A 26,185-nucleotide genomic window follows, 5' to 3' on the forward strand; every position below is an offset into this window, starting at 1 on the left:
GTGAGTAACTCAGTTATGACAAAAATATTAACTCCACAAACAAAGAATTTGGAGCCTTCAAATCAGGTAACTAACAAAGATGAGAAAGTTTTTAAATTTAAAAACGAGGAGCACCAGTTAATCTATCGTGCTTTCCTAGATACTTTAGAAAATCCAGAAACTCTAGAAAATCTAAAAAAGCAAACGAAACAGGAAATAGAAAAGAAGGAACAGAAATTGAAAGAAGAACTTCCAGATCGAGAAAAACAAGAATTACAGGATGATCTGAAGTCATTAGATGAACGATTAGAGCGATTACAGAATGGAAATGAAAAGAAAATTTTTACTTTTATATCAAAAAATCATGAAGGTATATTCAATAATATTAATCAAGAAGATATAAAGTTACTAAGTGAAGAAAACTTTTGTCAGCTTTTACTTTCCGTATTTGAAAAAATTAGAGAAAAAAATTTAGCTAGTGAAGAGAATTTAAAGAATGACAAAATAAAGCAAGAAGTAGCTGAATGTGTAGCTGATATACGCGGTACAGAAGCTAAAGATTCACTCATAAAGCTTGCTGGGTGGCCGCTTGGAATAAAGATAGACCCAAAAAATATTTCCAGCTCTTTTATGAATGGGGTGAAAGAAAAAATACCATTCTTAGGTAAAGATAAAAAAGAAGAGGATGAACCACCACTCAGTGATGAAGAGATGGCAACAGCATTCTTACGTAAGATTTTTCTTCCTATTTCTTTTTCCATTGCTTCAATATTAATTTTTGGTCCTACTACACTCGCGATAGTTGCTGCCGTTATTGGTACAATATTCGCCATAAAAGGGGGAGTGGAGGTTCTTTTTTCAAATGACAAAAAAGGTACTTTATATAACCCTCATTCACGAGATGAAAAGAAAAAAGAAGGATGGGATGGGAAAATTCTTGATGGTATTAGTAAAATTTTAGGATCCAAAGTTAATGAAACTGGGCAGGGTAATCAACCTGCTGTAACAACTGAGGAGCAACTTACTCAAAAGAGTGAGCAGTCTACTGTGCTTGAACAAGTTACTTTAGATCAGCAAAAAACCACAGGGCAGCAACCAAGTAAGACTACCTGAGTTTGCCAATAAAGTGAGTTGTGTAAGAGGTCTACTATTATTCTATAACGCATACAACAGGAGTATGATCAGACGGGTTTTCTAGCTTACGCAATCTATCATCTACGTAGCATGTTTCCAATTTATCTACAGCTTGTGGCGATAATAGCATATAATCTATTCGCATTCCTTGATTGTTTCTGAGTGAATTGCCTTGATAATGCCACCAAGTGAATTGTTGCAAATTGGGGTGGGATATTCTAAACGTGTCTTTAAACCCAAGATTCAAGATTGCTCTTAACTTCTCACGTTCTTTTATATGAAAGCACACTTGGCCATTCAATAAATTTGAATCAAAAACATCAATTTCATCCAGTGCAACATTATAATCGCCAGCTATAATAGTTAACTCTTCATTTTTCAACAAAGTGCTCATCCTTTCATATAGGTTATCAAAAAACTTGAGTTTATACTCAAACATATGAGAGTCTGGGCTTTGACCATTTGGAACGTATACACTTCCTACCCTTACCTTATGATTGGTGTGTTTTATCACACATTCTATATAACGTGCTTCTTGATGACTCTCTACAACATCAATTTTTAATTTTTCCAGTATCGGATATTTAGATAAAACACAAACGCCATTTCTTGCAACTTGTCCATAGATAGCATATTCATATCCTAACTTTTCTATCTCTACATAAGGAAATTGCTCTTCCGTACATTTTATCTCTTGCAGCAAAACTATATCTATCTGACTGTCAACTATAAAACTACAAAGTTGGTTAACTCTTTTACGTATGGAGTTTACATTCCAAGTTGCAATCTTTAGCATCAACAATCCTTATTAATTATATCAATTAAACTCTCCCCAGTAGGCAACCTCGATGTTATAATTTTTTTCCATTTGATTAACCTTAAACTATCAGCAATGTTTTTACTCATGGTATATGCAACTGTATTATTCATCACATGAGATAGCCCACTTTTTAGAACTAATGAACAAAATACCCTTGCTGTCTGTGAGGAAAAAAAAGCAACACTATCAATTTTACCATCCAACAGTAAATTTTTACACCTATTAGTTAGACTCCTTTTTATAATTGTTTTATAGAGTACAACTTCTCTTACATTAAAATCTTCTTCAGATAATCTCTTTTTTAGGTCACATGATACTTCTTGTCCCCTTATATACAAGAACTTTATTGCGTTTGAATAATGAGCTTTTATGAATGATATCAGACCATCAACGTTGCTGTCTGCTGAGATTATATCAGAAAATCCCAAATTTTTTGCAGCCTGCATGGTTGAATTACCAACTGTAATAATCGGAAAGTCATCCTCTTTGCATATTTGACTAAAAGCCTTTACACTGTTTTTACTTGTAGATATCACAACGTCAAATTCGTACGCAGATATATCAGGATTTAAGTACTTTATTGTGAATACTGGTTCTATAAAAACTTTGTATCCATACTTTCTCAATATATTTCTTGTATTGAACGAATCCAATAAAGGCCTCGTTAATAAAATAGACTTCATTCTGATTTATTTCACTACTAGTAAAATAGTACCCTTTATACACAAATTACTGAATAAAAATTTTTATTTTGATGGCTTGAGCAACTATTCAAGTAATTGATGTTGAAATAAGGATACTCAGTCCCCTATTTACCACTAAGCTTTAAATTCACTTATACTTTTCTAATGCTAATTACATTGAACTCTGTTGAATCATTCCATTTACCTGGAGTTATATTGAATACTAATTCTCTCTCATCTAAAGATAAAGTTCCATTATCTATCTTATAGTTATTTGTATAACACTGTTCGATTCTGCTATCTTCTATCCTCTCTTCTATTTGTAAAGATTTTGGATTAAGCATTATATCTTTATGTACGTTTCCATCGGAACGTATATATGTATATAAGTTTTTGAATACCAAATTCTCATATGCATCACGTTCTACTACATATGTACTAAGATCTGTAAGATCTCGATTATCCGTATTATATTCAGATATTACATAATAAGCATTATCCTCAAAAAAATCTGGGTGACTGTTTAAAAAATCCATATACTAACCTCTTTTATTATTAAACTATTAATATTATAGCTAATATTCCTATACAAGTCAAATAAGTTAACTTGTTGACACTTAAACTGCTTTTACAGATGGAGAGAGGGTATCAGTAGGTTTTTCTGCCTGTGGTTTGCTGATCAAAGTCCGAACGATATTAGCTGCCATAAAGGTACAGCCTAGAATAAAAAAGGCAGTAGAAACAAAAGGAATGATAGGAGATTCGAGAGGCAATATAGATGCAATTCCTCCTATTAAAAACGAAACGTTAGATGTAATATCAAGACAGATCTTTGTTAGTTTTTTTTGTCCTGCTACACCAAGTTGCTTCTGCTGTAGGAAATGATCCTTTAATGACCATATATTTAAAGCAAACGAAAGTACACTTAATATAGTGCCGGCAATACTAAAATACAGACTTAAGACAGGAATACTAAAGGCTAATGCTGCTATATATCCAATAAAAGAAGCAGTAGATAGTGTAGTAACTAAGCGTTTCGAGTAAGTTCGTACCTTCTTTCTGTAGGCTAACTTATCTTTTTCACCATACATAGCATAAATATTACCTAATACGTTATATTGTAGCATTAATTAATTCAACAAGCAATATGGAAGCTAAAAGTGCCCGAGAGAAGACTTGAACTTCCACAACTTAAAAAGTTACTAGCACCTGAAGCTAGCGCGTCTACCAATTCCGCCACCCGGGCTTTTTATAGTTTACTATGTTAAAGTTAAATAATATACTTAAACAATTTTTAGTTCAAAGGTAATGCCAAATCTAGATCAAATATTTTTCGCTCAAAACAATGTTAATATTAATAACGTATATAAAATAGTCAATAACGCTTTGAGCAATAGCGATGGTGGTGAGCTATTTCTAGAATTTTGCCAGTCGGAGTCCCTGATTTTCGATGATAACATATTAAAACACGTGGATTTGAATACCAGAAGGGGATTTGGTTTAAGGTCTTTTTGTGAGGATAGTACATCTTTCGTTTGTTCTTCTGAGATTAGCGAAAAAGAAATTAGTAATTCTGCTTCTATGGTAAAAAGCTCAGTGTCTTTAAACAAGACAAATTCAATAAATTTAAACGAAGAGACAAAAAGCCTATATTCGAGGATTAACCCTACAAATGAAATGGATCTGAATTCAAAGATTAAACTACTCAATGAGGTTAATGAGTATATAAGGTCCAAAAATAACTGCGTGAAGCAAGTAAAAATAACTCTAAGTGGAGAATGGCAAGTCGTACAAATAATAAAGGGTGATCACAGATTAAGCGATATCAGGCCTCTGGTACGTTTTAATGTGCTAGTCATTGTAGAAAAGGATGGCCGTACCGAGAGAGGCTCCGCAGGACACGGTGGAAGGGATTCTTATAGTAAGTTTATTTCTGAGAAAAAGTGGAAAGAAGTTGCAAACCAGGCTTTGGAACAAGCACTGGTAAATCTTGAAGCAATTCCAACTCCAGCCGGAGAAATGACAGTTATTCTAGGTCCGGGCTGGCCGGGAGTATTGTTGCATGAAGCTGTGGGTCATGGACTCGAAGGCGATTTTAATCGTAAAGGAGTCTCAGCATTTTCAAATTCTATTGGTAAACAAGTAGCAGCTAGTGGCATCACAGTAGTTGATGATGGAACTCTGCCTAATTTGCGTGGTTCTATTAGCATAGATGATGAAGGTACTCCACCCAGTTATAATGTGTTGATAGAGGATGGAATTCTCAAAGGCTACATGCAGGATCATATGAATGCTAAACTCATGGGTGTGAATCCAACTGGTAATGGTAGAAGAGAAAGTTATAAAGAAGTTACTATGCCGCGCATGACAAACACCTATATGTTACCAGGGAAACATACGCCGGAAGAAATAATATCTAGCGTAAAGAAAGGTCTGTATGCAGTAAATTTCGGTGGTGGGCAAGTTGATATAACGTCAGGGAAATTTGTTTTTTCATCTTCAGAAGCTTACTTAATAGAAAATGGTAAAATTACACAGCCAGTCAAAGGAGCAACACTAATTGGTGATGGGCCAACAGTGCTAAAAAAAGTATCCATGGTTGGCAACGACTTAAAGTTGGACCCCGGTGTTGGCACATGCTCAAAAGATGGACAAAATGTGCCCGTTGGAGTTGGTCAACCAACACTCAAAGTCGACGCAATAACTGTTGGTGGAACTGAGATATAGATAAGGGCTAAAACGGGTTCCAGCGCATGACGAACAATTGTACAAACATTGTAGCCGTTATTCAAGTAGCCCGCAGAAACGAAAAAACTTACTTGACAAACTTCGCCAGCCTCCTTATTATGACAATAAGGGTATTTATGACTCAAAACTTGTTTTTGACCTGCAGGCTCAATGACAAAATTCAGTAAAAAACTTAGGGTATTTTTTGGCGGATTACATAAAATTATAGCGGCTGCATGTCTTTTAAATTTTTTCTACATTCAGCCAAATCGCGCTTATTTTAAGCGTTAGCACATTATTGCAGCGCCACTTACAGTAATATAGAGTCAAAACTCGCACCACGGGGCTTCTTTTGCCTTTTTTTCCGCTTGGTAAATTTCTTAATGTTTGTAGCTAAAGCAATTTAAGAGACCGAAAATGGTGTCATTCCAGCGCGTGACGCTGTAATCTAGTCTTTATTATGCAGCCACTTATTTAAAGTTAAGTTTTCTGGATCCAAGTAGTCAAGCTACTCGGATGACAGCTACCCTGAAAACCTTCATCCCGCTACGTGTTAGCGGGATCTATGCTAAGAGATACCGCGAATGAATCGCGGTATGACGGTCTGCGGCGATATGACGGTTCGTGGTGGCATGACGATAACCTCGTCATCCCGCTGCTTGTTAGCGGGATCTATGCTAAGAGATACCGCGAATGAATCGCGGTATGACGATCTGCGGCAGTATGACGGTTCGCGGCGGCATGACGTAGGATTGCTGTCATCCCGCTATGTGTTAGCGGCTGAGATACCGCGAATTAATCACGGTATGACGCAGAGCTCGCGTTAGCTATACTTTTATACTCCAACTCAGTATCCAATCTGGATCCAAGTAGTCAAGCTACTTGGATGACATCTTTCTTCTTGGTATAAATTACTTTTATATCTCAATGTTCATACAGCTATGCACGTTGCCGCATAGTGGATGAGGTGTATTACCTCTAAGAGTATGATTTTTACATAATAATATAATATTCTGTTCATAAATCAATGTTTCAACGTACAACAAGAACATTTTCATTGTGATTAAGATTTCTAGTATGTATATTAATAAATCTTGTTCTCAACTAAGTAATGAAAGTAATAATTGTTATAATAATGTTATTGTGTAGCAGTTACACAATGGCAAGCGAGCGAATAAGTCTAGTGGATAAAAAACTATCTCAAGGATATGTAGCTCCAGTGCTTACAGAAGATAGCGTTATTTTATCAGACAAGCACGGCGCTTTATATTCCTTTGATATTGATAACTCAAAGGCTATGAATTGGAAATTACACCTCTCACGTAGGAAAAAAATTGGTAACATGAGCCTATCGCATTATGAAAAAAATGTTTTCTTTATAGTGGATAACACTTTACACGCAATAGATGCAAAAACTGGCAAGATTGAGTGGGAAAAAGAATTGAGAGCTCCAGTAAGAGGGAAAGCAGCAGTAATAAATAATAAATTGGTAGTATTGACTATTGATAATTATCTGTACGTGTTTGATATAAAAGATGGCAGCTCCGTTTGGGCTTATCAAAACGGTATCAATGAGGTTCGAGGTTTGTATTCCATATCGCCAACAATTTCTAACGATAAAATAATAGCACCATTTTCAAATGGTGAGTTAATAGCTTTTAATGAAGACGGTAAAAAATTGTGGAGCCAAAAATTGGCTACAAACCTTTTGGATACACAGCTCACAGATGTAACTACTACACCGAGAGTGCTTGGCGATACTTTAATAGCTACAAACAATTCTTATATTTATGGTATTGACGTGAAATCAGGAAATATTTTGTGGTCAAAGTCACTGCAAGTAAAAAGTGTATCAGACATTGAGTCATATTATAGTCCTCTTATTCCTGCAGAGAAACAAAAAGAAGGCGGAAGAATTTTTATAGTAACTGAAGATAATAAAATAATCGGCCTGGATATAAAAAATGGAGAAACAGTCTGGGCATCTGATTTAATAGAAAATACGCAATTGTTTGCTCCAATTGTGCATGCCCATACACTGTGGGTGACAAGCAATAAAGGTTCAATGCTTGCTTTTCCTGGATCTGAAAGTGCAGGAAAGGTAATCAAAGTACCTGGTAATGTGTTTCACACTCCAGTGTTTACTCACGATAAAATATATGTAACAACTGAGGGAAATGGTGTTTATTCTTTAGAAAATAGGTTTGTTCTTTATGATTGATTATGACCTGATTGTTATAGGTGGTGGTCCAGGCGGTTATAAGTGTGCTATCGCTGCTGCAAAACTTGGATTGAAAGTTGTCTGCATAGATAAAAATAGCATTTTTGGTGGTACATGCTTGCGAGTTGGGTGCATACCTTCCAAAGCACTACTTCATTCTTCCTATCAGTATGCTCACACGAAAAATGATCTGTCGAAGCTTGGCATAAAAATTAAGGATGCAAGTTTCGATTTAAAAGAAATGCTAGGCTATAAGGACGCCAGAGTTCAGGAACTTGGAAAAGGTATAGAATATCTGTTTAACCTTCACAAAATCACTAAAATCAATGGACTTGGGAAAATTACTTCTTTTGACCAAGGTAATCTTGAAGTTTCAGTTGAAGATAAGGTGCTGAAGACAAAAAATATAGTAATTGCAACCGGTTCTGACGTTATTTCTTTGCCAGGAATTAATATCGATGAGAAAAGTATTATTTCATCAACTGGTGCATTGTCTTTAACTGAAGTACCAAAAAAACTTGTCGTAATCGGAGCCGGGGCAATAGGGCTTGAAATGTCTTCTGTATGGAGGAGGCTAGGGTCTGAAGTCACTGTAGTAGAATTTTTTGACAGAATCGCTGCAGCAATGGATGGAGAATTAAGTAAGTCTCTACTTTCTAGTCTACAAAAACAAGGAATAAAATTTTTACTTAGCACTAAAGTTGAGGGAATAAAACAAAGTAGTAACTCTTTGAGTGTGAAAGTTTGCTCTGTAAAAGATAATCAAACAAACACTATAGAGGCGGATAAGGTATTGGTGGCAGCAGGACGCAAACCATGCACTGAGAATCTTAGTATTGATGAAAAAATAGAAAAAGATAATCGCGGTTTCGTTCAAGTTAACAACAGATATGAAACTAATGTGAAAGGAATATTTGCTATTGGTGATGTGATTGGTGGAGCAATGCTTGCTCATAAAGCAGAGGAAGAAGGAGTGGCAGTTGCAGAGATAATAGCAGGACAGTCACCTCACGTTGATTATGAAATTATACCATCTGTCATTTACACTCACCCTGCGGTTTCTTCGATCGGTAAAGCCGAAGAGGAACTCAAAAATGCTGGCTATAAGTACAAAGTTGGTAAATGTCAATTTGCTGCAAACGGCAGAGCAAAAATCACTGATGATGCTGAAGGATTCGTGAAAGTGCTGACTTGTAGCAGAGCAGATACAATACTAGGTGTGCATATCATAGGAGCATACGCTGATACGCTAATCAACGAAGCAGCGGTTGCAATGGCATATGGCGCAGCAGCAGAGGATATATACAGAATTTGTCATTCTCATCCTGATATAAATGAAGCCTTTCGAGATGCGTGCATCGATGCTTTCTTTAAAAAATAATTGTGGACCTCGGTTCAATCATTGAAAAATGGTATGAGTGGCTGAGGTGCAACAGATCTTATTCACCAAACACTTTAGAGTCATACATGAGGGACTTGAAGGATCTTATAAGTTTCCTAAATACTCACATTGGTGGAGAAGTAAATGTTGGTACTCTGAAAAATTTAAGTATACCTGAGTTAAGAAGTTGGCTTACCTCTCGTTATGCAAGAGGTGTGAATGCAAGATCTAACGCTCGTGCATTGTCAGTAATCAGAAATTTCTTCAAGTACATAAAAAACAACTACAATATAGACAATGAAGCTGTATTTTCCTTATCAAGGCCAATTCAGAGAAGAACTCTGCCCAAAGCATTATCAATACCTGATATAAAAACTTTGGTGAAAGAAATGAAATTATCTGACTTGAGCGAACCTTGGGTGGTAAAAAGAGAAATTGCAATTATCGTCCTGCTATATGGTACAGGCTTAAGAATCAGTGAAGCGTTGAACCTTGGGGTTAGTGATATTAACAATGAAAGTTTAATAGTAACAGGTAAGGGAGATAAACAAAGGCAGGTATTCATTCTTCCGGTAGTAAAAAAGTGTATACAGGAATATGTAAAAGCCTGTCCTTATCTTGGCATTAATAATGAAACACAATATCTTTTTTTGGGAGTAAGAGGAAAAAAATTGGGAAGAACTTATGTGGCTAATCGTTTGCAGAAAATAAGGAGAATATTAAATCTGCCAGAAATCTTATCTCCACATGCATTTCGTCATAGTTTTGCTACTCATTTGCTTCAAGAAGATATTGACATAAGATCAATACAACAACTGCTTGGCCACTCAAGCCTGGAAACCACCCAGGTTTACACTCACCTCAATTATCAAGATGTTTTTAACATGTACAAAAATTTTCAGCAGGGCCTGGAGAAGAAATCAAAACCCTTGTAACTTGAGGATTGTCGGTGGTACCACCAGGTCCTATATCTCGTTCATCCGCTTTACATAAATAATATCCTACTAAAAAAAGAACCAGTGCAACTGCTGTAAGACAAGCACCTATTACTAGATAATCGTATAAAATTGCTAAACCTACACAACCAGTCAATGCTCCAGATAATATAAAAAATGCATAAGCATAGTTGCTTTGTTTTTTACCAGGAGAAATTGCCTCCGAGGATTTTTCGTTTTTATTACTCAGACTTTTAGTACGGAGCAGTATATTTTCTGATGAAAGCCTATCTCTTTCTTCCCTTACTTGTTTCAAATCTCTTTCTAATTGTGAAATTTTGCTAGTTTCGCTCGTTTTTTCACGCACAACCTTATCCAGCTTTTGCTCTGTTTCTGCAAGTTGAGCTTTTGTCTTTTCAAGTTCATCTACAAGTTTTTGTGCAAACTCCTCAAAACCTGCTGGTATATTATTCGTATTTGCTACAGGTTGCTCTGCACTTGTAGGGAATTTTTCATTTAGATAATTTCTGATACGTTCAATACTTTCAAATGCAGCAGTAACAATTGCACGATTTATGAAACAATTATCCTCTACTAACTTTTCTACATCATCTAAATCTTTTCTATTAATAGCATCAGTTAATCGCTCTGTAATAGCTTGTTCAATTATTTTCTTCAACCGTGAATTTTGCTCTATAGCTCGTATTGGCTTTATTTGACTAAAATCTAGGTCTTTATGTTTTAAAAGTTTAATCAATACTTCTTCGTTATCTTGTGTTATTCCTTGTAAACATATTAAGCTCAGGGGTGTTTCTATTTCTCCATTTTGGTTTCTTTTCCAGCAATTAGGATTAAGCTCTTGAGCCAACAGTGTTTTTGCTCGGTTAATATTTCCATTAAAAAGAGCATCTAATAATTTTTTTCCTTTTTGTGCTTTTGTTATTTCCATTGTAAGATGCGAAAAGTCCTTTTTTTGTATTCGCCCTATTTTTTCAATATATTCCTTAGAAGTATAAAAAAAACATTGGTTGTACTCTGCATGTTCTATAAGATATGCTCTGGTACGATCATGTTCAGGCTCAAGATATTTATCCTGAAGAAGAAAAACTTTGTTTTTACTGTTTGTATTAATGCTAGGATGTCTAAGTAACATCCGTATAAAATTCTTATTTTCCATGTGAAAGGCTAGATGTAGAGCTGTATTACATTTTTTAGTTTCTTGAGCATTAATATTTAAATTTTGATGTTGTAAAAGCAACATCATCATTTTTAAGCATATAGGGCTGTCATCACCATTCATGATAATAGTCATTAGTGGTGTATATCTCTCATCAAACGCATTAACATCCGCACCTTCTGCTAGAGCTTGTTTAAAATTCTCTAGGTTTTCATCATCAATAGCTTTAAATAACTGTTTTGTTGATTCACTTAGCTGTCTTAAAGTTGTCGAATTTCGAGCTTGCGATGCCGTGTTATCACCACCTCCATAAGCTCCATAATATGTTACACCGTTTCTATAAGGCATACTAAACCCTCTTTATTAATGATTTACTAATATAATTATGTAAAAAAAAAGGAAAATTGCAAGCGATTTATCTATAGCTAACCCAAGAAAGGTTTTCCTACGTCATACCGCGATTTATTCGCGGTATCTCAGCATAGATTCCGCTAACAAGTAGCGGAATGACGAATTTTTGTTTTTAAAATTATCGATGAACTTAAGTCACTTTAGCTATAAAATCCTAATTCTGAGTTAATTAATTACGACTCTAAAAACTTCTCTGCATCAAGTGCAGCCATGCACCCTGTTCCTGCGGCAACTACTGCCTGGCGATATACCTTATCTTGAACATCACCTGCAGCAAATACTCCTGCTTTACTAGTTAAAGTTGTTCCAGGTTTTGTAATTATGTAACCCTGTTCATCCATTTCAACAAAGCCTTTAAAAATACCTGTATTTGGTGCATGCCCAATTGCAATGAACACTCCATCGACTTTCAATTCTTGAGCTTCCGTTGATTTAACTATAATACCAGTAACTTTTTTCGGATTTTCTTCTCCAAGAATCTGCTCTACGGTATGGTTCCACATTACTTTTATTTTATCATTTTTAAAGAGCCTATCTTGCATTACCTTTTCCGCTCTCAATTTATCACGCCTGTGTATTAATATCACTTCTTTGGCAAATCGAGTTAAAAATATTGCTTCTTCAACAGCGGTATTTCCACCACCAATCACGGCTACAACTTTATTCCTAAAAAATGCACCATCACAAGTTGCACAAGCCGAAACTCCGTAACCTTGAAATTCCTTTTCACTCTTGAGACCAAGCCACTTCGCTTGCGCACCAGATGCAATTATAATTGCATCTGAATAGTAGTCATTAGTATTACCAGAAGATCTAAACCTATACTCATTAGAATCCTCAAGTTGTTCAACGCTTTTTATCTCATCATCTATTATTTTTGCTCCAACCTGTTCTGCATGCAACCTCATTTGCTCCATTAGTTCTGGACCCTGTATTGAAACAAAACCAGGATAGTTTTCAACATCTGTAGTAATTGTAAGCTGACCACCAGGCTGCATTCCCGTTACTACAATTGGCTCTAAGTTTGCACGTGCTGCATATATAGCAGCAGCATAACCCGCTGCTCCAGATCCAATAATAAGAACTTTTGTACTAAATCTATAATTCTTCACTGTATGAGTTTAGATAATCAGCTACTCCTTCATCGCTTGCCTGCATTGCTGGCTTACCTTTTTTCCACCCTGCTGGACATACTTCACCACGCTCCTCATTATGTTTAATTGCATCAATGATTCTAACGAATTCATCGATATTACGCCCTAAAGGCAAATCATTTATCGATTGATGACGTACAATAAATTTATCATCAATAACGAAAGTTGCTCTCAGCGCAATTGAGTCATCATATAAGACCCCATAGTCTCTTGATATAGACTTTTTGATATCAGACACTAAAGTGTAGCTAACCTCTCCAATACCACCATCATTAACTGGAGTGTTTCGCCATTTATAATGTGAAAATTTTGAATCTACACTTATTCCTATCACTTCAATACCACGCTTTGCAAACTCATTTATTCTATTATTGAGCGATATCAATTCAGTTGGGCAAACAAAAGTAAAATCAAGTGGATAGAAAAAAAGGACAGCATACTTATTTTTTATGTGCTTACTCAGACAGAAATCATCAACAATTTCTCCGCCGGAGAGAACAGCTGAAGCAGTAAAATCGATAGCAGATTTTGTTACAAGATTCATAATTGACCTATTCTTTTAAAACAACTCTAATTTTACACTTGATGAACTTATATGCAAGTTTTCTTTAGTTTTAGCCCTATAAAAACTTCCTAAAATAGCTCTTCTTTTTTACCGATAAGATACAATCCAGATTGGACACTGAGTTGGTGAGTATAAAATTCTACGTCATTCCACCATGAACCGTCATACCGCCGCGGTATCTCTAGATCCCGCTAACAAGCAGCGGGATCCAGGATTTTGATTGGGTTGGTAAGCATAAAAGTATAGCTTCTACGTCATACCGTGATTTATTCACGGTATCTCACATAGATCCCGCTAACAAGCAGCGGGATGACGAGCTTATCGTCATTCCACCACGAACCGTCATATCGCCGCGGTATCTCTAGATCCCGCTAACAAGCAGCGGGATGACGATTGTCAGGCTAGCTGTCATCCCAGTTTGGAATCCAGGAAAAAGAATGGTGTCATCCCAGTGCCCAGACACTGGGATCCAGGAAACTTTGATTGTAAACTAATTTGGTAAGCATAAAAGTAAAACACAACGTTCTTGATTATGTTAAATTAAAAACTAGATCCCAGTGTCTGGGCACTGGGATGACATCCTTTCTAGTGTAATTTATTCGGGAGATTTGCTAAGCGGTAAGATTTTTCCTGATACGCTGCAATCGTTAGAAGCTAACTCCACAAATTTGTCTGTTAGTTTATCAGGTGACACCAATTCAGATCCAGGAAATGCCTGCTCACTACCCACAGGTCCTTTCGTGTATACAGCATTTACACATAATTTTGTATGTTTTGTCTCAGATGCATATATCTGCACCATTATTTCTAGTGCAACTTTACTTGCAGCATACGGCATCCAATATGGATAAGAGGAAGGAGAAAGTGTCACCTCTGAGGTCATGAATATCACTCTTCCAGCATTAGACTTCTTTAGCATTGGATCTAAGTTTTTTAGTAAGTACCAATTGGCAGTAAAATTTGTATTCATTACGTTCTGTAGCTCTTCAATCTCACAGTCGTGAATAGGGTTCAATTTGCCTAAAATTCCAGTACATGCAACTAATATATCAAGTGCTCCAGATTCTGATAATTTCAGGCTTTCTATCATGTTTGTCAGTATCTTTACATTCTCAAAGTCTAAAAGATCAAGCTGAATTAGTTTCACAGAGCCTTCTTTAAATTCTTCAAGCTCTTCAATTTCATTATATAGTGGCTTGAGATTATCAAGAGATCTTGAAATCAGAATTACACATGCACCTTCTTTTACAAATCTTTTTGCAACAGCAGAGCCTATTTCACCTGAAGCTCCGGTGATTAAAGCTACTTTACCTTCTAACTTACTCATTTCTTTCTCCTTAGCGAGATTCATTGAAATATTTTAGCTGAAAATTAAATTTTGCTCCATATATAAAAATCAAACTTAGCATATAAAAAAATAGTAATGACACTACCATACCACCTAAACTTCCATATATCAAATTCAGTTGATCAAAGGAAGCTTTTAAGTATTGCTTGAAAGCTGAAGCAGAAATTGTCCAAAGAATAACAGCCACACAAGATCCAGGAAAGACGTCTGATAAATTTTGTTTTATGTTTGGCAACATAAAATATAGCCAAGAGACTACTGTGAAAAGTACAAATTCAATGAGGAGATATTTAGTATAACTAATCCCCTGATAGGAAAAATCAATTAGCATTGGCACTAATGTAGAGAACACTATAGTTAGAGTTATAATAAGCGTGATCACTAAAAATTGTAGTATACTTAACAACCTTCTTAATATATAAGGTGGCGAAACCGGAACTTTATAAGCTTTGTTCAATATTATTCTTAGCCCTTCAATTGTTGACGAGGCGGTCCAAACAGCGCCTACAATTGCTAAAGTTAGTAAGCTTTGCGGCGGGCCTGATATTATCTCTCTGATACGCGGCATCAAAGATGATAAAATATCCTGTGGCATGTTATCAATGATAAATACCCAGCCAATGTTATACTGGTCTAAGAAATTTGCGAATGTTGACGCCACAGCCATTAAAACGATGAGAAAAGGGAATATTGATAACAGGATTAAAAATGATAGATACCCTGCATGCTCCACTCCATCATTATGAATTGTGTCAATCAAAGCACGATAAAGGCAATAAACGATGCTGTAAAATTTCTGTAGCATGTAATATAAACGAACCAAGAAAAGTATTCTAAATGAAATAAAGGATACTTTTAAGCAAAAAATCCTCACCATTTACTTAAACTTAATCAATGTGATAGATAATCAAATATGAAACAGAAATTATAGGAGGCGTAATGAAAAATTTTCTTCTACTTGTAGCTTTAATTCTCTCCTTTGCATTTGATGCAAATGCTGATACTAGTCCTACTTTTGTTGATCAAAATGATACAACATCATTAGTGATATGCAAGATAATAGGCTATACTCATGGCATAGGTGGACCAATGATCACAATAGTGATAATTGGTGCAGCGTTGCTTGCAATATTCGGCAGAATGCCGTGGCCAGCGCTTTTTGCACTCGGTGCATTTACTGCTGTGTTTTTTGGCGCTCCTGTAGTCGTTTCAAAAATAACACCAAGCGGTGTGATTTGTAAAGACGGTGCAGTAGCGGTTCATCCATAGAAATTATTGGAGGCACAAAACGTAGTTTTCTTTACTTGAAAGTGGTAAGTTTTACCACTTTCAGTGTCTATGACTACCTAATAAATTCTCTTTCTGTAATCATATCAGTTAAAGTCTGGATTCCAGCGTCACGCGCTGGAATGACAAGGTTATCGTCATGCTGCCGCATACCGTCACGGTATCTCTAGATACCGGCTAACAAGCAGCGGGATGACGAAGTTATCGTCATGCCACCGCGAACCGTCATATCGCCGCAGACCGTCATACCGCGATTCATTCGCGGTATCTCTTAGCATAGATCCCGCTAACACGTAGCGGGATGACGATTGTCAAGGTGTCATCCGAGTAGCTTGACTACTTGGATCCAGAAAACTTAACTTTAAATAAGTGGCTGCATAATAAAGACTAGATTCCAGCTTCACGCGCTGGAATGACATCATAGGGGCTACTCGGATGACGAGAAAGGAGCACTGGGATGACACCTTCCTGCCCAGTTCATGTTAGCTATAAACATTAAGAAATTTACCAAACGAAAAAAAAGGCAAAAGAAGCCCTAGTCATTGTCTATTTTCAGTATTTGGCGTTTTTTAAGTCTTAAACACTGCAATTTAGCTGCTTTTAAATGCAACTCACCTTAGTTTAAATGTTTAAGAAATTTACTAAGCAGAAAAAAAGGCAAAAGAAACCCCGTGTTAGCTAGTTGTCACTCTCTAATCCTGCAAATTGGCGTACTATACTGTCTTAAACGACTTATAAGCGCGTTTCAGCTTATATAGGTAAAAACCCAGAAATGTTGTGAAGACATAAGGTGCACATAGTGCAAAAAATTAAAAATAAGACGCCAACCACGTTGTTTTCTTGCTGTTTAATCTGCACAGATGAAGATAACTGAGTACCTTCAGTTTCATGATAAGGGGGCTGGCAGAGTTTGTCAAGTGATTTTTGTCTCTCCATGCTACTTGGGTGACACCAACAGTTGTATTTTATATTATCTTTTTGCTCTACTAGCACTCAAGTTTCCTATTTAAAATTTTTAATATTAAATTCAATTCATTTGGATTATTATACCGTATCATAACTTTACCCTTAGAATTACTGTCATTAATTTTGATCTTTAAACCAAGTTGAGAAGATATAGCACCTTCTAGTGCTGCCATATCTTGATTTTTGGTATATCTCTGCTCTTTTTGGTTGTTACTTTGATGTAAGTCTTTTATCAATTTTTCAGTTTGCCTAACGCTTAAGCCTTGGGAAATTATTTTTTCTGCAATACTTTCCGCATTTTCAACATTAATCAACGCTCTTGCATGGCCCATAGATAGCTTTTTTTCGTTGATCATTGTTTTTACTCCATCAGGAAGTGACAACATCCGAATCATATTGGTTATGTGACTGCGGCTTTTGCCTATAGTTGAAGCTAATTCTTCATGTGTATAGGAAAACTCATCTATCAGTCTCTTATACGCTTCACCTTCTTCTATTGGATTAATATCTTGCCTTTGTATGTTTTCAATAATGGATACTTCCAAGCATTCCTTGTCGCTCAGATCTTTTATGATAACGGGTGCACTATCAAGATTTGCAATCTTGCTTGCTCGCCAACGACGTTCCCCAGCTATTATTTCGTAACCATCATCATTTGAATCTTTGCGTACCACGATAGGCTGTATAATGCCACTTTTCTTTATCGAATTTGCAAGTTCTCTTAATGACTCCTCGTCAAAATGTTTCCTCGGTTGAAATTTGCTTGGGTGCAGTAATGAAATAGGCAAATACTCTTGTCGATCTTCTTTATTATCATAATTATCGCCTATGAGGCCGGCAAGACCTCTGCCGAGGCGTCTATCATCCTTCATACCACGCCCTCACTCACTAGCTTCTTCTCCTTACAACTGCTCGCGTGCTTTTTTAAAATTTCCCTTGCCAAACTTATATATGCTTGTGCACCAGGACACTTAAGATCATACACAATAGCGGGTTTTCCATGAGAAGGCGCTTCTGATAACCGTACGTTACGTGGAATAACAGTCTCATACAATGGGATGATAGTTTTGTATACTTTATCATTTAAATACTGGCAAATATCGTTTTTAATCTGTTCACTGAGTTTGTTGCGCCTGTCATACATTGTTAACACGATCCCTTCTATTGCCAAAAAAGGGTTTAGGTTATTCCTTTTTATCAGTTCTACAGTTTTAACTAAATGGCTTAATCCTTCCAGAGCAAAAAACTCACACTGAAGAGGAACAATAATAGAATTAGCAGCAGTCAAAGCATTTATGGTTAGAAGCCCAAGTGATGGAGGGCAATCGATGATTATATACTCATAATTATCGCGTATCTTCTCTAATGCGCTTTTTAGCACAAATTTTCCTCGCTCAAGTTGCGATAATTCAATTTCTGCAGCTGACAGATCAACTACTGACGAAATTAGTGATAAATTTGGAATTTCCTTTATATTGAAAATTGCCGATTCTATCAATTTATTTTCTCTGCTCAGTAGTATTTTGTATATATTTTTTTCTTCCCTACTACGATAAGAAATCCCGAGTCCGGTGCTAGCATTTCCTTGAGGATCAAGATCTACCAATAAAGTGCTTTTTCCCACAGCAGCAAAGGCTGTCGATAAATTTATACTAGTTGTGGTTTTGCCAACTCCACCCTTTTGATTTACTATTGCAATAATCTTGCTCACGCCTTTTATCTTATGTATAAAATAATTCTATTGTATATATGCAAGAAACTTTTGCATTAGAAAATTTTTTTGTTGCTAATCACACTAAAATTAGACTGTCTTTTTTGCTTTGTGTAACACACTTTGAACCTTGTTTCCTAATTCATTCAGAGTGAATGGTTTTGACAAAAAGTGAAAATCTTCTATATTGATGTCATCACTCTTTAAAAAAGCATCTTCTGCATACCCAGAAATAAAAATAACGTTGATATTTGGCCTATGGATCAATGCTTCTTTAACTATTTCTGGACCACTCACCTCTGGCATGATTACATCAGTGATTATTAGATCTATGTGTTGATTTTTTTTACTGATTATTTCTAGCGCCTCGCTGCCTATGCTCGCTTCTATTACATCAAATCCTTTTCTTTTGAGTGCTTTAGAGATGAATTCCCTTACTGAATTTTCATCTTCAATCAATAAAATTATACCATTACCTTTAATTTCACTTACTACCGGTCTTTCTATTTCTTCACTATCTTCCTCTATCAGATTTTCATCTGATATGTAAACCATGGGCAAAAATATGCTAAATTTAGTTCCATGATTTACTTTGCTAGCAACATAGATGTATCCTTCAGTTTGTTTAATAATGCCATATACAGTAGAGAGGCCAAGACCTGTACCAGAGGTAATATCTTTGGTAGAAAAAAATGGGTCAAATGCCTTTTCAATTGTATCACTTGTCATTCCACATCCAGTATCAATTACTTCAATCACAACATAATTTCCATGTTCGATCGTTTCCTTGTCTGGAGAAAACATGTCCTGAGATGTAGAATTTAATGAGTCAATCTTTTGATTAAAGGTTCGTATAGTTAATTCTCCGCCCTTTTCCATAGCAGCACTAGCATTGACTGCTAAGTTAAGTATAACTTGCTCTAATTGCCCTTGATCAGCCCTAACAGCACCCAAGTCTCTACCATAATAAATATTAAACTTTATATTTTCACCTATTAATCTTTTTATCATTTCATAAAGATTAGCTATAGTACTATTTATATCAATAATTTTTGGCTGCAAGGTCTGTCTTCTTGAAAAAGCAAGCAATTGTCTTACTAAATTTGATCCACGCTTTGCATTTTGCTGTATCTGTATTATATCTCCAAAAGATGGATCACCAGCTGAATGTTGGAGTAAAAGCAAATCGCAAAATCCTATTATCCCAGTCAATATATTGTTGAAATCATGCGCAATACCACCTGCTAACTGCCCTATAGCTTGCATCTTTTGATAATGCTCAAGCTTTATCTCTAGGTTTTTGTGTTCAGTATTGTCAATAAAATAACAAAGTATGAAGATCATTTTATTATGAAGAAACTTATTGAAATATATTTTTATGTTATTATCGCCGTTGAGCTGTACATCAAAGGACGCATTATTTATTCTATTACTCGAAAAATATTCACGTATTTTCACATGATAACTATCTAATATCAATGTAAAGATTGAATTATTATCTGACCCTGCAAGCTTTATTAGTGCCGTATTTTTCTTTACAAAGTTGCCGTTTATGTCACATTGTGCAATAGCAATTGATGAATTTGCAAAACAAGGGTGTAATTGATAATCAACAATATTTGATTCGGTTGGTGTTATAAAGCCATATATATAGCTATGGTTGTATTTATCACAAAATATAGCAGTGCTCATATAAGCCTTGAATGGAATACCACTTATAGTAAAAAACAAAATTTCATTATCGGTTGTTGTATTGTTATATTTAGATTGAGATATAAAATCACTGATTGAGCTACCTTTTTCCAGTTTTTTCAGTTCAAATATATCTAAAAATCTTTTATTTACAGATAAAATCACCCCTTTGGCATTTGCAATGTAAGTTCCTATACTGTGTTTTTCTATTAACTCTTCATATATCTGCTCCTTGTTTATCTGTGTTGCTTTTAACACAAAATACCCATCTGGCCTTGCTATTGGCACTAATGATAAATTTAAAATCTTATTACTATTTATAGCAATTTGGGGATTATCTGGTATCGGCTCAAAGAGCAAAAGAAAGTTAGATACTCTATTCTTCTTGTTTAAGGAAATGCATACTTGTACAGAAGAGTTATTTTTTAGTGCATGATAGAGTACTTTTTTGTCTTCTTCTGAAACATCTCCTATTTCAAAAATCTTGCCTAACGTAATGTCATCATCTATATGATCTTTAAACCTTTCGTAGAACCTTGCATCAGCATAAATAATACCCTCATCTCTATGTAAAATAAGGCAAAATTCTGTATTATGATTTAGTGCATTTGCAAATATTGCATTTTGAAATTCTATAGTATTAAGTAGGTGTCTGTAGCGTTTTACATTATATATCATAAAGAGAGTTGTTAGAATGCTCACTAATAAATTAATCTCTATATTAATATGCTGACTATATATATCAAAAAAGTAGAGTATCGATATTGCTACTGGAGGTAAGAGCATAATAACTGCCATCACAACAATTGACATTCCATAATTTCTTAGTATGAAGTCAACCCTGTTCTCTTTCTTGTTATCTATGTATCTTTTATTCATTATTGCTATTTGGCATTGTTGTATATACGAAAATGTTTTATTATATTGATTTAATTATTATAGATTTATTAACGTCTTTGATAGATAATTATCATCCAAATCTAATTAAGTTCCTTAAATATCAGATATAACAATGTTAATAAGCTAGCAAGAGGACATTATGGAAAAACAAAAAACACAAGCATTTAAGTGGTTCTGTGCACTAAGAGATAAGATCATAGAATCTTTCTTATTAATTGAAAAACAATCATCCACAGAGCCAAAGATTGAAAAAAGAAAGTGGGATCGCCCAGGTGGTGGAGGTGGTGAATCTACAATTATTTTTGGCAATGTTTTTGAAAAAGTTGGAGTAAACGTTTCAAAAGTACACGGAAAATTTGCAGATTCAGCCATTAATGAAATTCCTGGTGCAAGTGAAAGTAACGGAGAGTTTTGGGCAAGCGGTACATCTTTAGTGTCTCATATGCAATCGCCCCTTATCCCTGCAGCACATATGAACACAAGGCTGATATATACTTCAAAACAATGGTTTGGTGGAGGGATGGATTTTACGCCAATATATAAAAATGAAGAAGATTGCAAGTATATTCATGAATCAATCAAAATGACATGTGATAGATTTGACACCGGATATTATCCAAAATTTAAAGAGCAATGTGACAACTATTTTTTCTTACCACATAGAAAAGAGCCGCGTGGCATTGGTGGTATTTTCTATGATAATCTGAGTTCTGGCAATTGGAGAAATGATTTTGAGTTCACAAAAGCAGTAGGTGAAGCCTTTTTGGAAATTTATTTGCACATCATACGTAAACATATACAAAAATCTTGGACAAAAGAACAACGAGAAAATCAATTAATAAAACGTGGCAGATATGTAGAATTCAATCTGTTATACGATCGTGGCACAAGGTTTGGTTTAATGACTGACGGCAATCCAGATGCAATTATGATGTCAATGCCACCACTTGTTAAGTGGTTATAGAGAGCTGCTATTAGCAGAAAATAAATCATCATAGTTTAAAGTTGTACCATGATAGTGAGCTTTTATATAGGGGGTATAATCATGGGTATAATAGATAATTTTTTAATTAAATCTGTCAAAAACAATGACATAAAAGGTGTTAAACTGACTCTAAGTCTCTACAATGCACTAAAAGGCTGGCTTTAGTGTAGAAGAAATAAAGCAGAAATATGAGCGTAGAGATTCTGGCTACGATTCTGGCTATGATTCCGATACAAAAGTTGAACAACAATTAGAATTAGGATCTAAAACTCCTAAATCTGAAATAAATTCAGTGAATATTAAATATGGAATAGAGAAAGACGTTTGCGCCATAAAATAATTGACTTTATGTGCATAATCAATATAACTTGAGTTAATTCGCATTGACTCTTTCGTCTAGTGGTTAGGACACCACCCTTTCACGGTGGTAACACGGGTTCAAATCCCGTAAGAGTCACTCAAGTAGAATATAATTAAAGTTTTGAATGGGAAAAATTAGGCTTTATTTTGAAGAAGCTTTATCACAAGGCGTGAGTTTAGCACTTAATCCACAACAAAGTCACTATATTTGCAATGTAATGCGGCTTAAGAAGTATGATAATCTCTCTCTTTTTAATGGAAAGGATGGAGAATGGTTAGGAGAAGTAGTTAATATATCGCGTAAATTAACAAAAGTTACACTCAAAGAATGCACTAAACAACAGCAATATGAGGAAAATTTATACTTATATTGTGCCATGGTAAAAAGTGGTGCTTTAGGCAACATAGTAAGACAGGCAACTGAAATGGGAGTAACCTGCATTCAATTTATTTCAACGGAACGTACAGTAGTAAAAAACATTAACCTAAGTAGAGCAAAATTACAGGCAATCGAAGCTGCGGAACAATCCGGTAGGATGAGTATACCAGAGATTTTGCCTCCTATTAACTTTTGTGAGTTACCTGATTCCCAGAGTAAAAATTTTGTTTTATGTGATGAAACAGGTAAAGCTGATAAAGTGCTGAAAGGTAAGAAAAATGTTGCTATTATTGTTGGCCCTGAAGGTGGTTTTTCATCTTATGAACTTGATCTTGCCGATAAGTTTTGTCAAAAATTGAGTCTAGGAAAAAGAATTTTAAGGGTCGATACTGCTGTGGTTGCTGCACTAACTTTCACCAATTGGTGTAGCTAGATTTTTAAATATGGCTAAGGTTTGGGCCATAGAGAAATCTGATTCAGTGTTGCACGCGCTAACTGTACAAACTCTATAGGCCGCCTGCGAAGCAGTTTGCTACTAAAGAGGAGCTAATAAAAAACATATTCTAAAATAATATTAAATCTTATATTATATTTTTTCTAAAATAAACAAATGAATCTTGCATTTTGCCTGAGTTATTGATACTCTGAGTAAAGAAGTCGGGGCGTAGCGCAGCCTGGTAGCGCATTTGGTTTGGGACCAAAGGGTCGGGAGTTCAAATCTCTCCGCCCCGATGCTAGCAGAAGTTTTAACGCTTTTAATAGTTAGAGCTTTTAAAGGCATTTCGTTCATATTGCAGTTTAACGCTCAAGTTTATAAAATAATTGACAATGTTAATTTTCTAATTTATAAATAAATTTTGAAATGATTACCGAAGGAGGTATAGAGTTTGATTGAAGTATCAGTCCATTATGGTGATGTAGACAGAGCTCTTCCAGTATTGAAAAAAACAATTCAAAAGGAAGGAAGAGGGTTGAAAATGAAAAAACAATATCATGAAAAAAAATCAGAAAAAAGAGCTAAAAAGAAAGCTGAAGCGAGAAAAAAGAGGCACCAGCAAGAATGCAGAAGGCAGCGTTACGGTTGGTAATTTTTTAATAGTTTATCATTGGTTGTTTTATGAATATTCACGAATATCAAGCAAAAGAGATTTTGCATAAATTTAATGTCTCGGTGCCAAAAGGTTTTGTCACTATATCTGCAGAAGGAGTAAAGACTCAAGTAAGTCAATTAAAATCTGACGTGTTTGTGGTTAAAGCTCAAATTCATGCAGGTGGTAGGGGTAAAGCCGGTGGCGTAAAGCTAGCAAAGTCAGCTGAAGAAGCTCAACAGTTTGTAAAAGACATGATTGGTATGACTTTAGTTACTCATCAAACAGGGCCAAGCGGGCAGCAAGTAAGAAGAGTATATATTGAAGAAGGCTCAAGCATTAAGAAAGAGTATTACTTAAGCCTGGTAATTGACCCGAAGCTCAGTAGGCCAATATTCATATTTTCCTCAGAAGGTGGAATGGACATCGAAGAAGTGGCGAAAAATTCTCCCGCAAAAATTGTGAAATTTGATATTGATCTTGCTACAAGTTTTGATAGCAGCAAGTTAAGCAGCAGTTTTAATTTGAGTTCAGAACAAATAGAAAAAATAATAAATGTTGCAAAAAATATATATGATGCGTTTATTGCAACTGATGCGAGCCAAATTGAAATTAATCCACTGGTTGAAACAAGTTCTGGAGATTTTATTGCGCTCGATGCGAAAATTAATTTTGATGACAATGCTTTATATCGTCACCCAGAAATTATGGAACTTCGTGATTATGATGAAGAAGTGAAAGAAGAGATAGAGGCTTCAAAGTATGGGCTCAGTTACATCAAAATGGATGGCAGTATTGGTTGCATGGTAAATGGTGCAGGTCTTGCTATGGCAACAATGGATATAATAAAATACTACGGAGCAGAGCCTGCTAACTTTTTGGATGTTGGTGGTGGAGCGAGTAAAGAAACTGTAACTGAAGCATTTAAAATCATATTGTCTGATAGCAACGTAAGAGGAATTTTGGTTAACATATTTGGTGGTATAATGCGTTGCGATATTATCGCAAGTGGAATTGTTGCGGCTGTAAAAGAAATGAGCATTAAAGTTCCTCTAGTGGTTAGATTATCAGGCACTAATTTCGAAGAAGGAAAAAGAATTTTAGAAGAGTCAGGATTAAATATTATTGCTGCAGATGAACTGGGCGATGCTGCGCAGAAAATAGTACAAGAGGTGAAATAGAGTATGTCCGTTTTAGTAAACAAAGATACAAGGTTAATATGCCAGGGTTTTACTGGTGCGCAAGGTACATTTCATTCAGAGCAAGCAGTTAGCTACGGAACAAAAATGGTTGGTGGTGTAACTCCTGGCAAGGGTGGTAGCACTCACCTTAACTTACCAGTTTTTAATACTGTAGCAGAAGCCAAAGAAAAAACTGATGCGAATGCCACGGTAATATATGTACCTGCTAAGTTTGCAGCTAATGCAATACTTGAAGCAATAGATGCAGAGATAGAGCTAATAGTTTGCATTACAGAGGGCATTCCTATACTTGACATGGTAAAGGTGAAGCATGCTCTTGCTCGTTCAAAAAGTCGATTGATTGGTCCTAACTGCCCGGGAATTATTACGCCCGAAGAGTGCAAAATAGGGATTATGCCTGGCCATATCCATAAGCGTGGACATATAGGGATTATGTCTCGTTCTGGAACTTTAACTTACGAGGCAGTAGCACAAACGACCGCTGTTGGTCTTGGTCAATCCACGTGTATCGGAATTGGGGGGGATCCAGTTCATGGTATGACATTTGTCGACTGTATGGAGCTCTTTTTAAAAGATGACGATACTCATGGTATTGTAGTTATTGGTGAAATAGGTGGAAACGAAGAAGAAGATGTATCACATTTTGTGAAAACAGAAAAAACTAAAAAGCCAATCGTTGGTTTTGTAGCAGGTCAAACAGCACCTCCAGGAAGACGTATGGGACACGCTGGAGCAATCATCTCTTCCAGTGGTGGAAGTGCTGGTGCAAAACTAGAAGTTATGCGGAGCGCCGGGATTGCAATTGCTGAAACCCCTGCAGTGATTGGTAAGAAGGTATTGGAAGTAATGCATTAGTGCCTAATCTAAAACGCAGCTGTAAGAACGTTGTGATTTGAGGAGCAGTTTCTGCTAGAAAGGGTGTCACTCAAGTAGCTGACACTGGTTCACTCTATAATGGTGTCATCCGAGTAGCTTGACTACTTGGATCCAGGAAAGTTTGCTTGTAAGCAAGCAAACTGATTTGGTGAGTATAAAAGTATAGCTAACGCTGACTCTACGTCATACCGCGATTCATTCGCG

Annotated in this window: 24 protein-coding genes and 3 tRNA genes; 13 read left to right on the forward strand and 14 right to left on the reverse strand. The window is 35.8% G+C overall.

Annotation, left to right across the window (positions count from 1 at the left end; genetic code table 11):
• Positions 1–24 precede the first annotated feature (24 nt).
• The gene (locus AAGD68_RS05820; protein ID WP_406719585.1) at positions 25–1,092 is read left to right on the forward strand and encodes a hypothetical protein; all 1,068 of its coding nucleotides are present in this window, start codon (positions 25–27) and stop codon (positions 1,090–1,092) included.
• Positions 1,093–1,129: 37 nt separating this feature from the next.
• Here AAGD68_RS05820 and AAGD68_RS05825 read toward each other — a convergent pair whose 3' ends face one another.
• The 5 genes from AAGD68_RS05825 to AAGD68_RS05845 form a co-directional block, all read right to left on the reverse strand.
• Positions 1,130–1,909, reverse strand: a complete 780-nt coding sequence (locus AAGD68_RS05825; RefSeq protein WP_253309345.1) for an exodeoxyribonuclease III — start codon at positions 1,907–1,909, stop codon at positions 1,130–1,132.
• Positions 1,909–2,616, reverse strand: a complete 708-nt coding sequence (locus AAGD68_RS05830; protein WP_264687969.1) for a uroporphyrinogen-III synthase — start codon at positions 2,614–2,616, stop codon at positions 1,909–1,911. The genes AAGD68_RS05825 and AAGD68_RS05830 overlap by 1 nt, the downstream gene beginning before the upstream one ends.
• Positions 2,617–2,768: 152 nt before the next feature.
• Entirely contained in the window at positions 2,769–3,152 is a 384-nt protein-coding gene (locus AAGD68_RS05835; protein ID WP_253309343.1) for a hypothetical protein, read from the reverse strand.
• An 81-nt stretch (positions 3,153–3,233) separates the two neighbouring features.
• A complete protein-coding gene (locus AAGD68_RS05840; protein ID WP_264688469.1) occupies positions 3,234–3,707 on the reverse strand; it encodes a hypothetical protein in 474 nt (157 codons plus the stop codon).
• A 70-nt stretch (positions 3,708–3,777) separates the two neighbouring features.
• Positions 3,778–3,862 (reverse strand) — tRNA-Leu (locus AAGD68_RS05845).
• 62 nt (positions 3,863–3,924) lie between these two features.
• Between AAGD68_RS05845 and tldD the strand changes: the two genes are divergently transcribed.
• The 4 genes from tldD (at position 3,925) to AAGD68_RS05865 (ending at position 9,880) form a co-directional block, all read left to right on the forward strand.
• Positions 3,925–5,343 (forward strand): metalloprotease TldD, encoded by a 1,419-nt coding sequence (tldD, locus tag AAGD68_RS05850; protein WP_265045130.1) that lies wholly within the window; start codon positions 3,925–3,927, stop codon positions 5,341–5,343.
• A gap of 1,111 nt (positions 5,344–6,454) precedes the next feature.
• Positions 6,455–7,564 carry a PQQ-binding-like beta-propeller repeat protein gene (locus AAGD68_RS05855; RefSeq protein WP_253309341.1) on the forward strand — a complete coding sequence of 370 codons (1,110 nt, stop codon included), beginning with the start codon at positions 6,455–6,457 and terminating at the stop codon, positions 7,562–7,564.
• Positions 7,557–8,945, forward strand: a complete 1,389-nt coding sequence (gene lpdA, locus AAGD68_RS05860; RefSeq protein ID WP_253309340.1) for a dihydrolipoyl dehydrogenase — start codon at positions 7,557–7,559, stop codon at positions 8,943–8,945. Before AAGD68_RS05855 ends, lpdA begins: the two co-directional genes overlap by 8 nt.
• Positions 8,946–8,947: 2 nt before the next feature.
• Complete coding sequence (locus AAGD68_RS05865; protein ID WP_253309339.1) at positions 8,948–9,880, forward strand: tyrosine recombinase XerC; 933 nt, start codon at positions 8,948–8,950, stop codon at positions 9,878–9,880.
• Here AAGD68_RS05865 and AAGD68_RS05870 read toward each other — a convergent pair.
• From AAGD68_RS05870 to AAGD68_RS05890, 5 genes are all read right to left on the reverse strand, one after another.
• Positions 9,825–11,405 carry an ankyrin repeat domain-containing protein gene (locus tag AAGD68_RS05870; protein WP_265045132.1) on the reverse strand — a complete coding sequence of 527 codons (1,581 nt, stop codon included), beginning with the start codon at positions 11,403–11,405 and terminating at the stop codon, positions 9,825–9,827. The genes AAGD68_RS05865 and AAGD68_RS05870 overlap by 56 nt on opposite strands.
• Positions 11,406–11,641: 236 nt before the next feature.
• Positions 11,642–12,580 (reverse strand): thioredoxin-disulfide reductase, encoded by a 939-nt coding sequence (gene trxB, locus AAGD68_RS05875; protein ID WP_264687975.1) that lies wholly within the window; start codon positions 12,578–12,580, stop codon positions 11,642–11,644.
• Positions 12,567–13,166 (reverse strand): peroxiredoxin, encoded by a 600-nt coding sequence (locus AAGD68_RS05880; RefSeq protein WP_265045135.1) that lies wholly within the window; start codon positions 13,164–13,166, stop codon positions 12,567–12,569. The genes trxB and AAGD68_RS05880 overlap by 14 nt, the downstream gene beginning before the upstream one ends.
• Before the next feature lie 616 nt (positions 13,167–13,782).
• Positions 13,783–14,538 carry an SDR family oxidoreductase gene (locus tag AAGD68_RS05885; protein ID WP_264687976.1) on the reverse strand — a complete coding sequence of 252 codons (756 nt, stop codon included), beginning with the start codon at positions 14,536–14,538 and terminating at the stop codon, positions 13,783–13,785.
• On the reverse strand, positions 14,525–15,340 hold the full coding sequence (locus AAGD68_RS05890) for a YihY/virulence factor BrkB family protein (protein ID WP_341814185.1): 816 nt from the start codon (positions 15,338–15,340) through the stop codon (positions 14,525–14,527). The genes AAGD68_RS05885 and AAGD68_RS05890 overlap by 14 nt, the downstream gene beginning before the upstream one ends.
• 134 nt (positions 15,341–15,474) lie before the next feature.
• Between AAGD68_RS05890 and AAGD68_RS05895 the strand changes: the two genes are divergently transcribed.
• Positions 15,475–15,804 (forward strand): TrbC/VirB2 family protein, encoded by a 330-nt coding sequence (locus tag AAGD68_RS05895; RefSeq protein ID WP_264687977.1) that lies wholly within the window; start codon positions 15,475–15,477, stop codon positions 15,802–15,804.
• A 329-nt stretch (positions 15,805–16,133) separates the two neighbouring features.
• On the opposite strand, the gene AAGD68_RS05900 is transcribed toward AAGD68_RS05895, so the two are convergent.
• The 4 genes from AAGD68_RS05900 to AAGD68_RS05915 all read right to left on the reverse strand — a co-directional run bounded on the left by AAGD68_RS05900 (position 16,134) and on the right by AAGD68_RS05915 (position 21,070).
• A complete protein-coding gene (locus AAGD68_RS05900; RefSeq protein WP_341814186.1) occupies positions 16,134–16,286 on the reverse strand; it encodes a hypothetical protein in 153 nt (50 codons plus the stop codon).
• Positions 16,287–16,808: 522 nt separating this feature from the next.
• Complete coding sequence (locus tag AAGD68_RS05905) at positions 16,809–17,660, reverse strand: ParB/RepB/Spo0J family partition protein (protein ID WP_264731549.1); 852 nt, start codon at positions 17,658–17,660, stop codon at positions 16,809–16,811.
• Entirely contained in the window at positions 17,657–18,499 is an 843-nt protein-coding gene (locus tag AAGD68_RS05910; protein ID WP_264687980.1) for a ParA family protein, read from the reverse strand. The genes AAGD68_RS05905 and AAGD68_RS05910 overlap by 4 nt, the downstream gene beginning before the upstream one ends.
• 90 nt (positions 18,500–18,589) lie before the next feature.
• Positions 18,590–21,070 carry a response regulator gene (locus AAGD68_RS05915; RefSeq protein ID WP_341814187.1) on the reverse strand — a complete coding sequence of 827 codons (2,481 nt, stop codon included), beginning with the start codon at positions 21,068–21,070 and terminating at the stop codon, positions 18,590–18,592.
• 160 nt (positions 21,071–21,230) lie between these two features.
• Between AAGD68_RS05915 and hemF the strand changes: the two genes are divergently transcribed.
• The 7 genes from hemF to sucD all read left to right on the forward strand — a co-directional run bounded on the left by hemF (position 21,231) and on the right by sucD (position 25,960).
• Complete coding sequence (gene hemF / locus AAGD68_RS05920; protein WP_253309328.1) at positions 21,231–22,055, forward strand: oxygen-dependent coproporphyrinogen oxidase; 825 nt, start codon at positions 21,231–21,233, stop codon at positions 22,053–22,055.
• 406 nt (positions 22,056–22,461) lie between these two features.
• Positions 22,462–22,533, forward strand: a tRNA-Glu gene (locus tag AAGD68_RS05925).
• Positions 22,534–22,561: 28 nt separating this feature from the next.
• Positions 22,562–23,248, forward strand: a complete 687-nt coding sequence (locus tag AAGD68_RS05930) for a 16S rRNA (uracil(1498)-N(3))-methyltransferase (RefSeq protein WP_264687982.1) — start codon at positions 22,562–22,564, stop codon at positions 23,246–23,248.
• 225 nt (positions 23,249–23,473) lie between these two features.
• Positions 23,474–23,547 (forward strand) — tRNA-Pro (locus AAGD68_RS05935).
• A 155-nt stretch (positions 23,548–23,702) separates the two neighbouring features.
• Positions 23,703–23,903, forward strand: a complete 201-nt coding sequence (gene rpsU / locus AAGD68_RS05940) for a 30S ribosomal protein S21 (protein WP_064125049.1) — start codon at positions 23,703–23,705, stop codon at positions 23,901–23,903.
• A gap of 29 nt (positions 23,904–23,932) precedes the next feature.
• Complete coding sequence (gene sucC / locus AAGD68_RS05945; RefSeq protein WP_265045136.1) at positions 23,933–25,084, forward strand: ADP-forming succinate--CoA ligase subunit beta; 1,152 nt, start codon at positions 23,933–23,935, stop codon at positions 25,082–25,084.
• A gap of 3 nt (positions 25,085–25,087) precedes the next feature.
• The gene (sucD, locus tag AAGD68_RS05950; RefSeq protein ID WP_253309325.1) at positions 25,088–25,960 is read left to right on the forward strand and encodes a succinate--CoA ligase subunit alpha; all 873 of its coding nucleotides are present in this window, start codon (positions 25,088–25,090) and stop codon (positions 25,958–25,960) included.
• The last annotated feature ends 225 nt before the right edge of the window (positions 25,961–26,185 follow it).

This window comes from Wolbachia endosymbiont (group A) of Machimus atricapillus, from assembly GCF_964027095.1.
Classification (GTDB): domain Bacteria; phylum Pseudomonadota; class Alphaproteobacteria; order Rickettsiales; family Anaplasmataceae; genus Wolbachia.

Bases quoted from the DNA above. Each gene is read 5' to 3' on its own strand.
- AAGD68_RS05825 (WP_253309345.1), bottom strand. From the start codon at position 1,909: ATGCTAAAGATTGCAACTTGGAATGTAAACTCCATACGTAAAAGAGTT.
- AAGD68_RS05830 (WP_264687969.1), bottom strand. From the start codon at position 2,616: ATGAAGTCTATTTTATTAACGAGGCCTTTATTGGATTCGTTCAATACA.
- AAGD68_RS05835 (WP_253309343.1), bottom strand. From the start codon at position 3,152: ATGGATTTTTTAAACAGTCACCCAGATTTTTTTGAGGATAATGCTTAT.
- AAGD68_RS05840 (WP_264688469.1), bottom strand. From the start codon at position 3,707: ATGTATGGTGAAAAAGATAAGTTAGCCTACAGAAAGAAGGTACGAACT.
- tldD (WP_265045130.1), top strand. From the start codon at position 3,925: ATGCCAAATCTAGATCAAATATTTTTCGCTCAAAACAATGTTAATATT.
- AAGD68_RS05855 (WP_253309341.1), top strand. From the start codon at position 6,455: ATGAAAGTAATAATTGTTATAATAATGTTATTGTGTAGCAGTTACACA.
- lpdA (WP_253309340.1), top strand. From the start codon at position 7,557: ATGATTGATTATGACCTGATTGTTATAGGTGGTGGTCCAGGCGGTTAT.
- AAGD68_RS05870 (WP_265045132.1), bottom strand. From the start codon at position 11,405: ATGCCTTATAGAAACGGTGTAACATATTATGGAGCTTATGGAGGTGGT.
- AAGD68_RS05880 (WP_265045135.1), bottom strand. From the start codon at position 13,166: ATGAATCTTGTAACAAAATCTGCTATCGATTTTACTGCTTCAGCTGTT.
- AAGD68_RS05885 (WP_264687976.1), bottom strand. From the start codon at position 14,538: ATGAATCTCGCTAAGGAGAAAGAAATGAGTAAGTTAGAAGGTAAAGTA.
- AAGD68_RS05890 (WP_341814185.1), bottom strand. From the start codon at position 15,340: ATGCTACAGAAATTTTACAGCATCGTTTATTGCCTTTATCGTGCTTTG.
- AAGD68_RS05895 (WP_264687977.1), top strand. From the start codon at position 15,475: ATGAAAAATTTTCTTCTACTTGTAGCTTTAATTCTCTCCTTTGCATTT.
- AAGD68_RS05905 (WP_264731549.1), bottom strand. From the start codon at position 17,660: ATGAAGGATGATAGACGCCTCGGCAGAGGTCTTGCCGGCCTCATAGGC.
- AAGD68_RS05915 (WP_341814187.1), bottom strand. From the start codon at position 21,070: ATGAATAAAAGATACATAGATAACAAGAAAGAGAACAGGGTTGACTTC.
- hemF (WP_253309328.1), top strand. From the start codon at position 21,231: ATGGAAAAACAAAAAACACAAGCATTTAAGTGGTTCTGTGCACTAAGA.
- AAGD68_RS05930 (WP_264687982.1), top strand. From the start codon at position 22,562: ATGGGAAAAATTAGGCTTTATTTTGAAGAAGCTTTATCACAAGGCGTG.
- sucC (WP_265045136.1), top strand. From the start codon at position 23,933: ATGAATATTCACGAATATCAAGCAAAAGAGATTTTGCATAAATTTAAT.
- sucD (WP_253309325.1), top strand. From the start codon at position 25,088: ATGTCCGTTTTAGTAAACAAAGATACAAGGTTAATATGCCAGGGTTTT.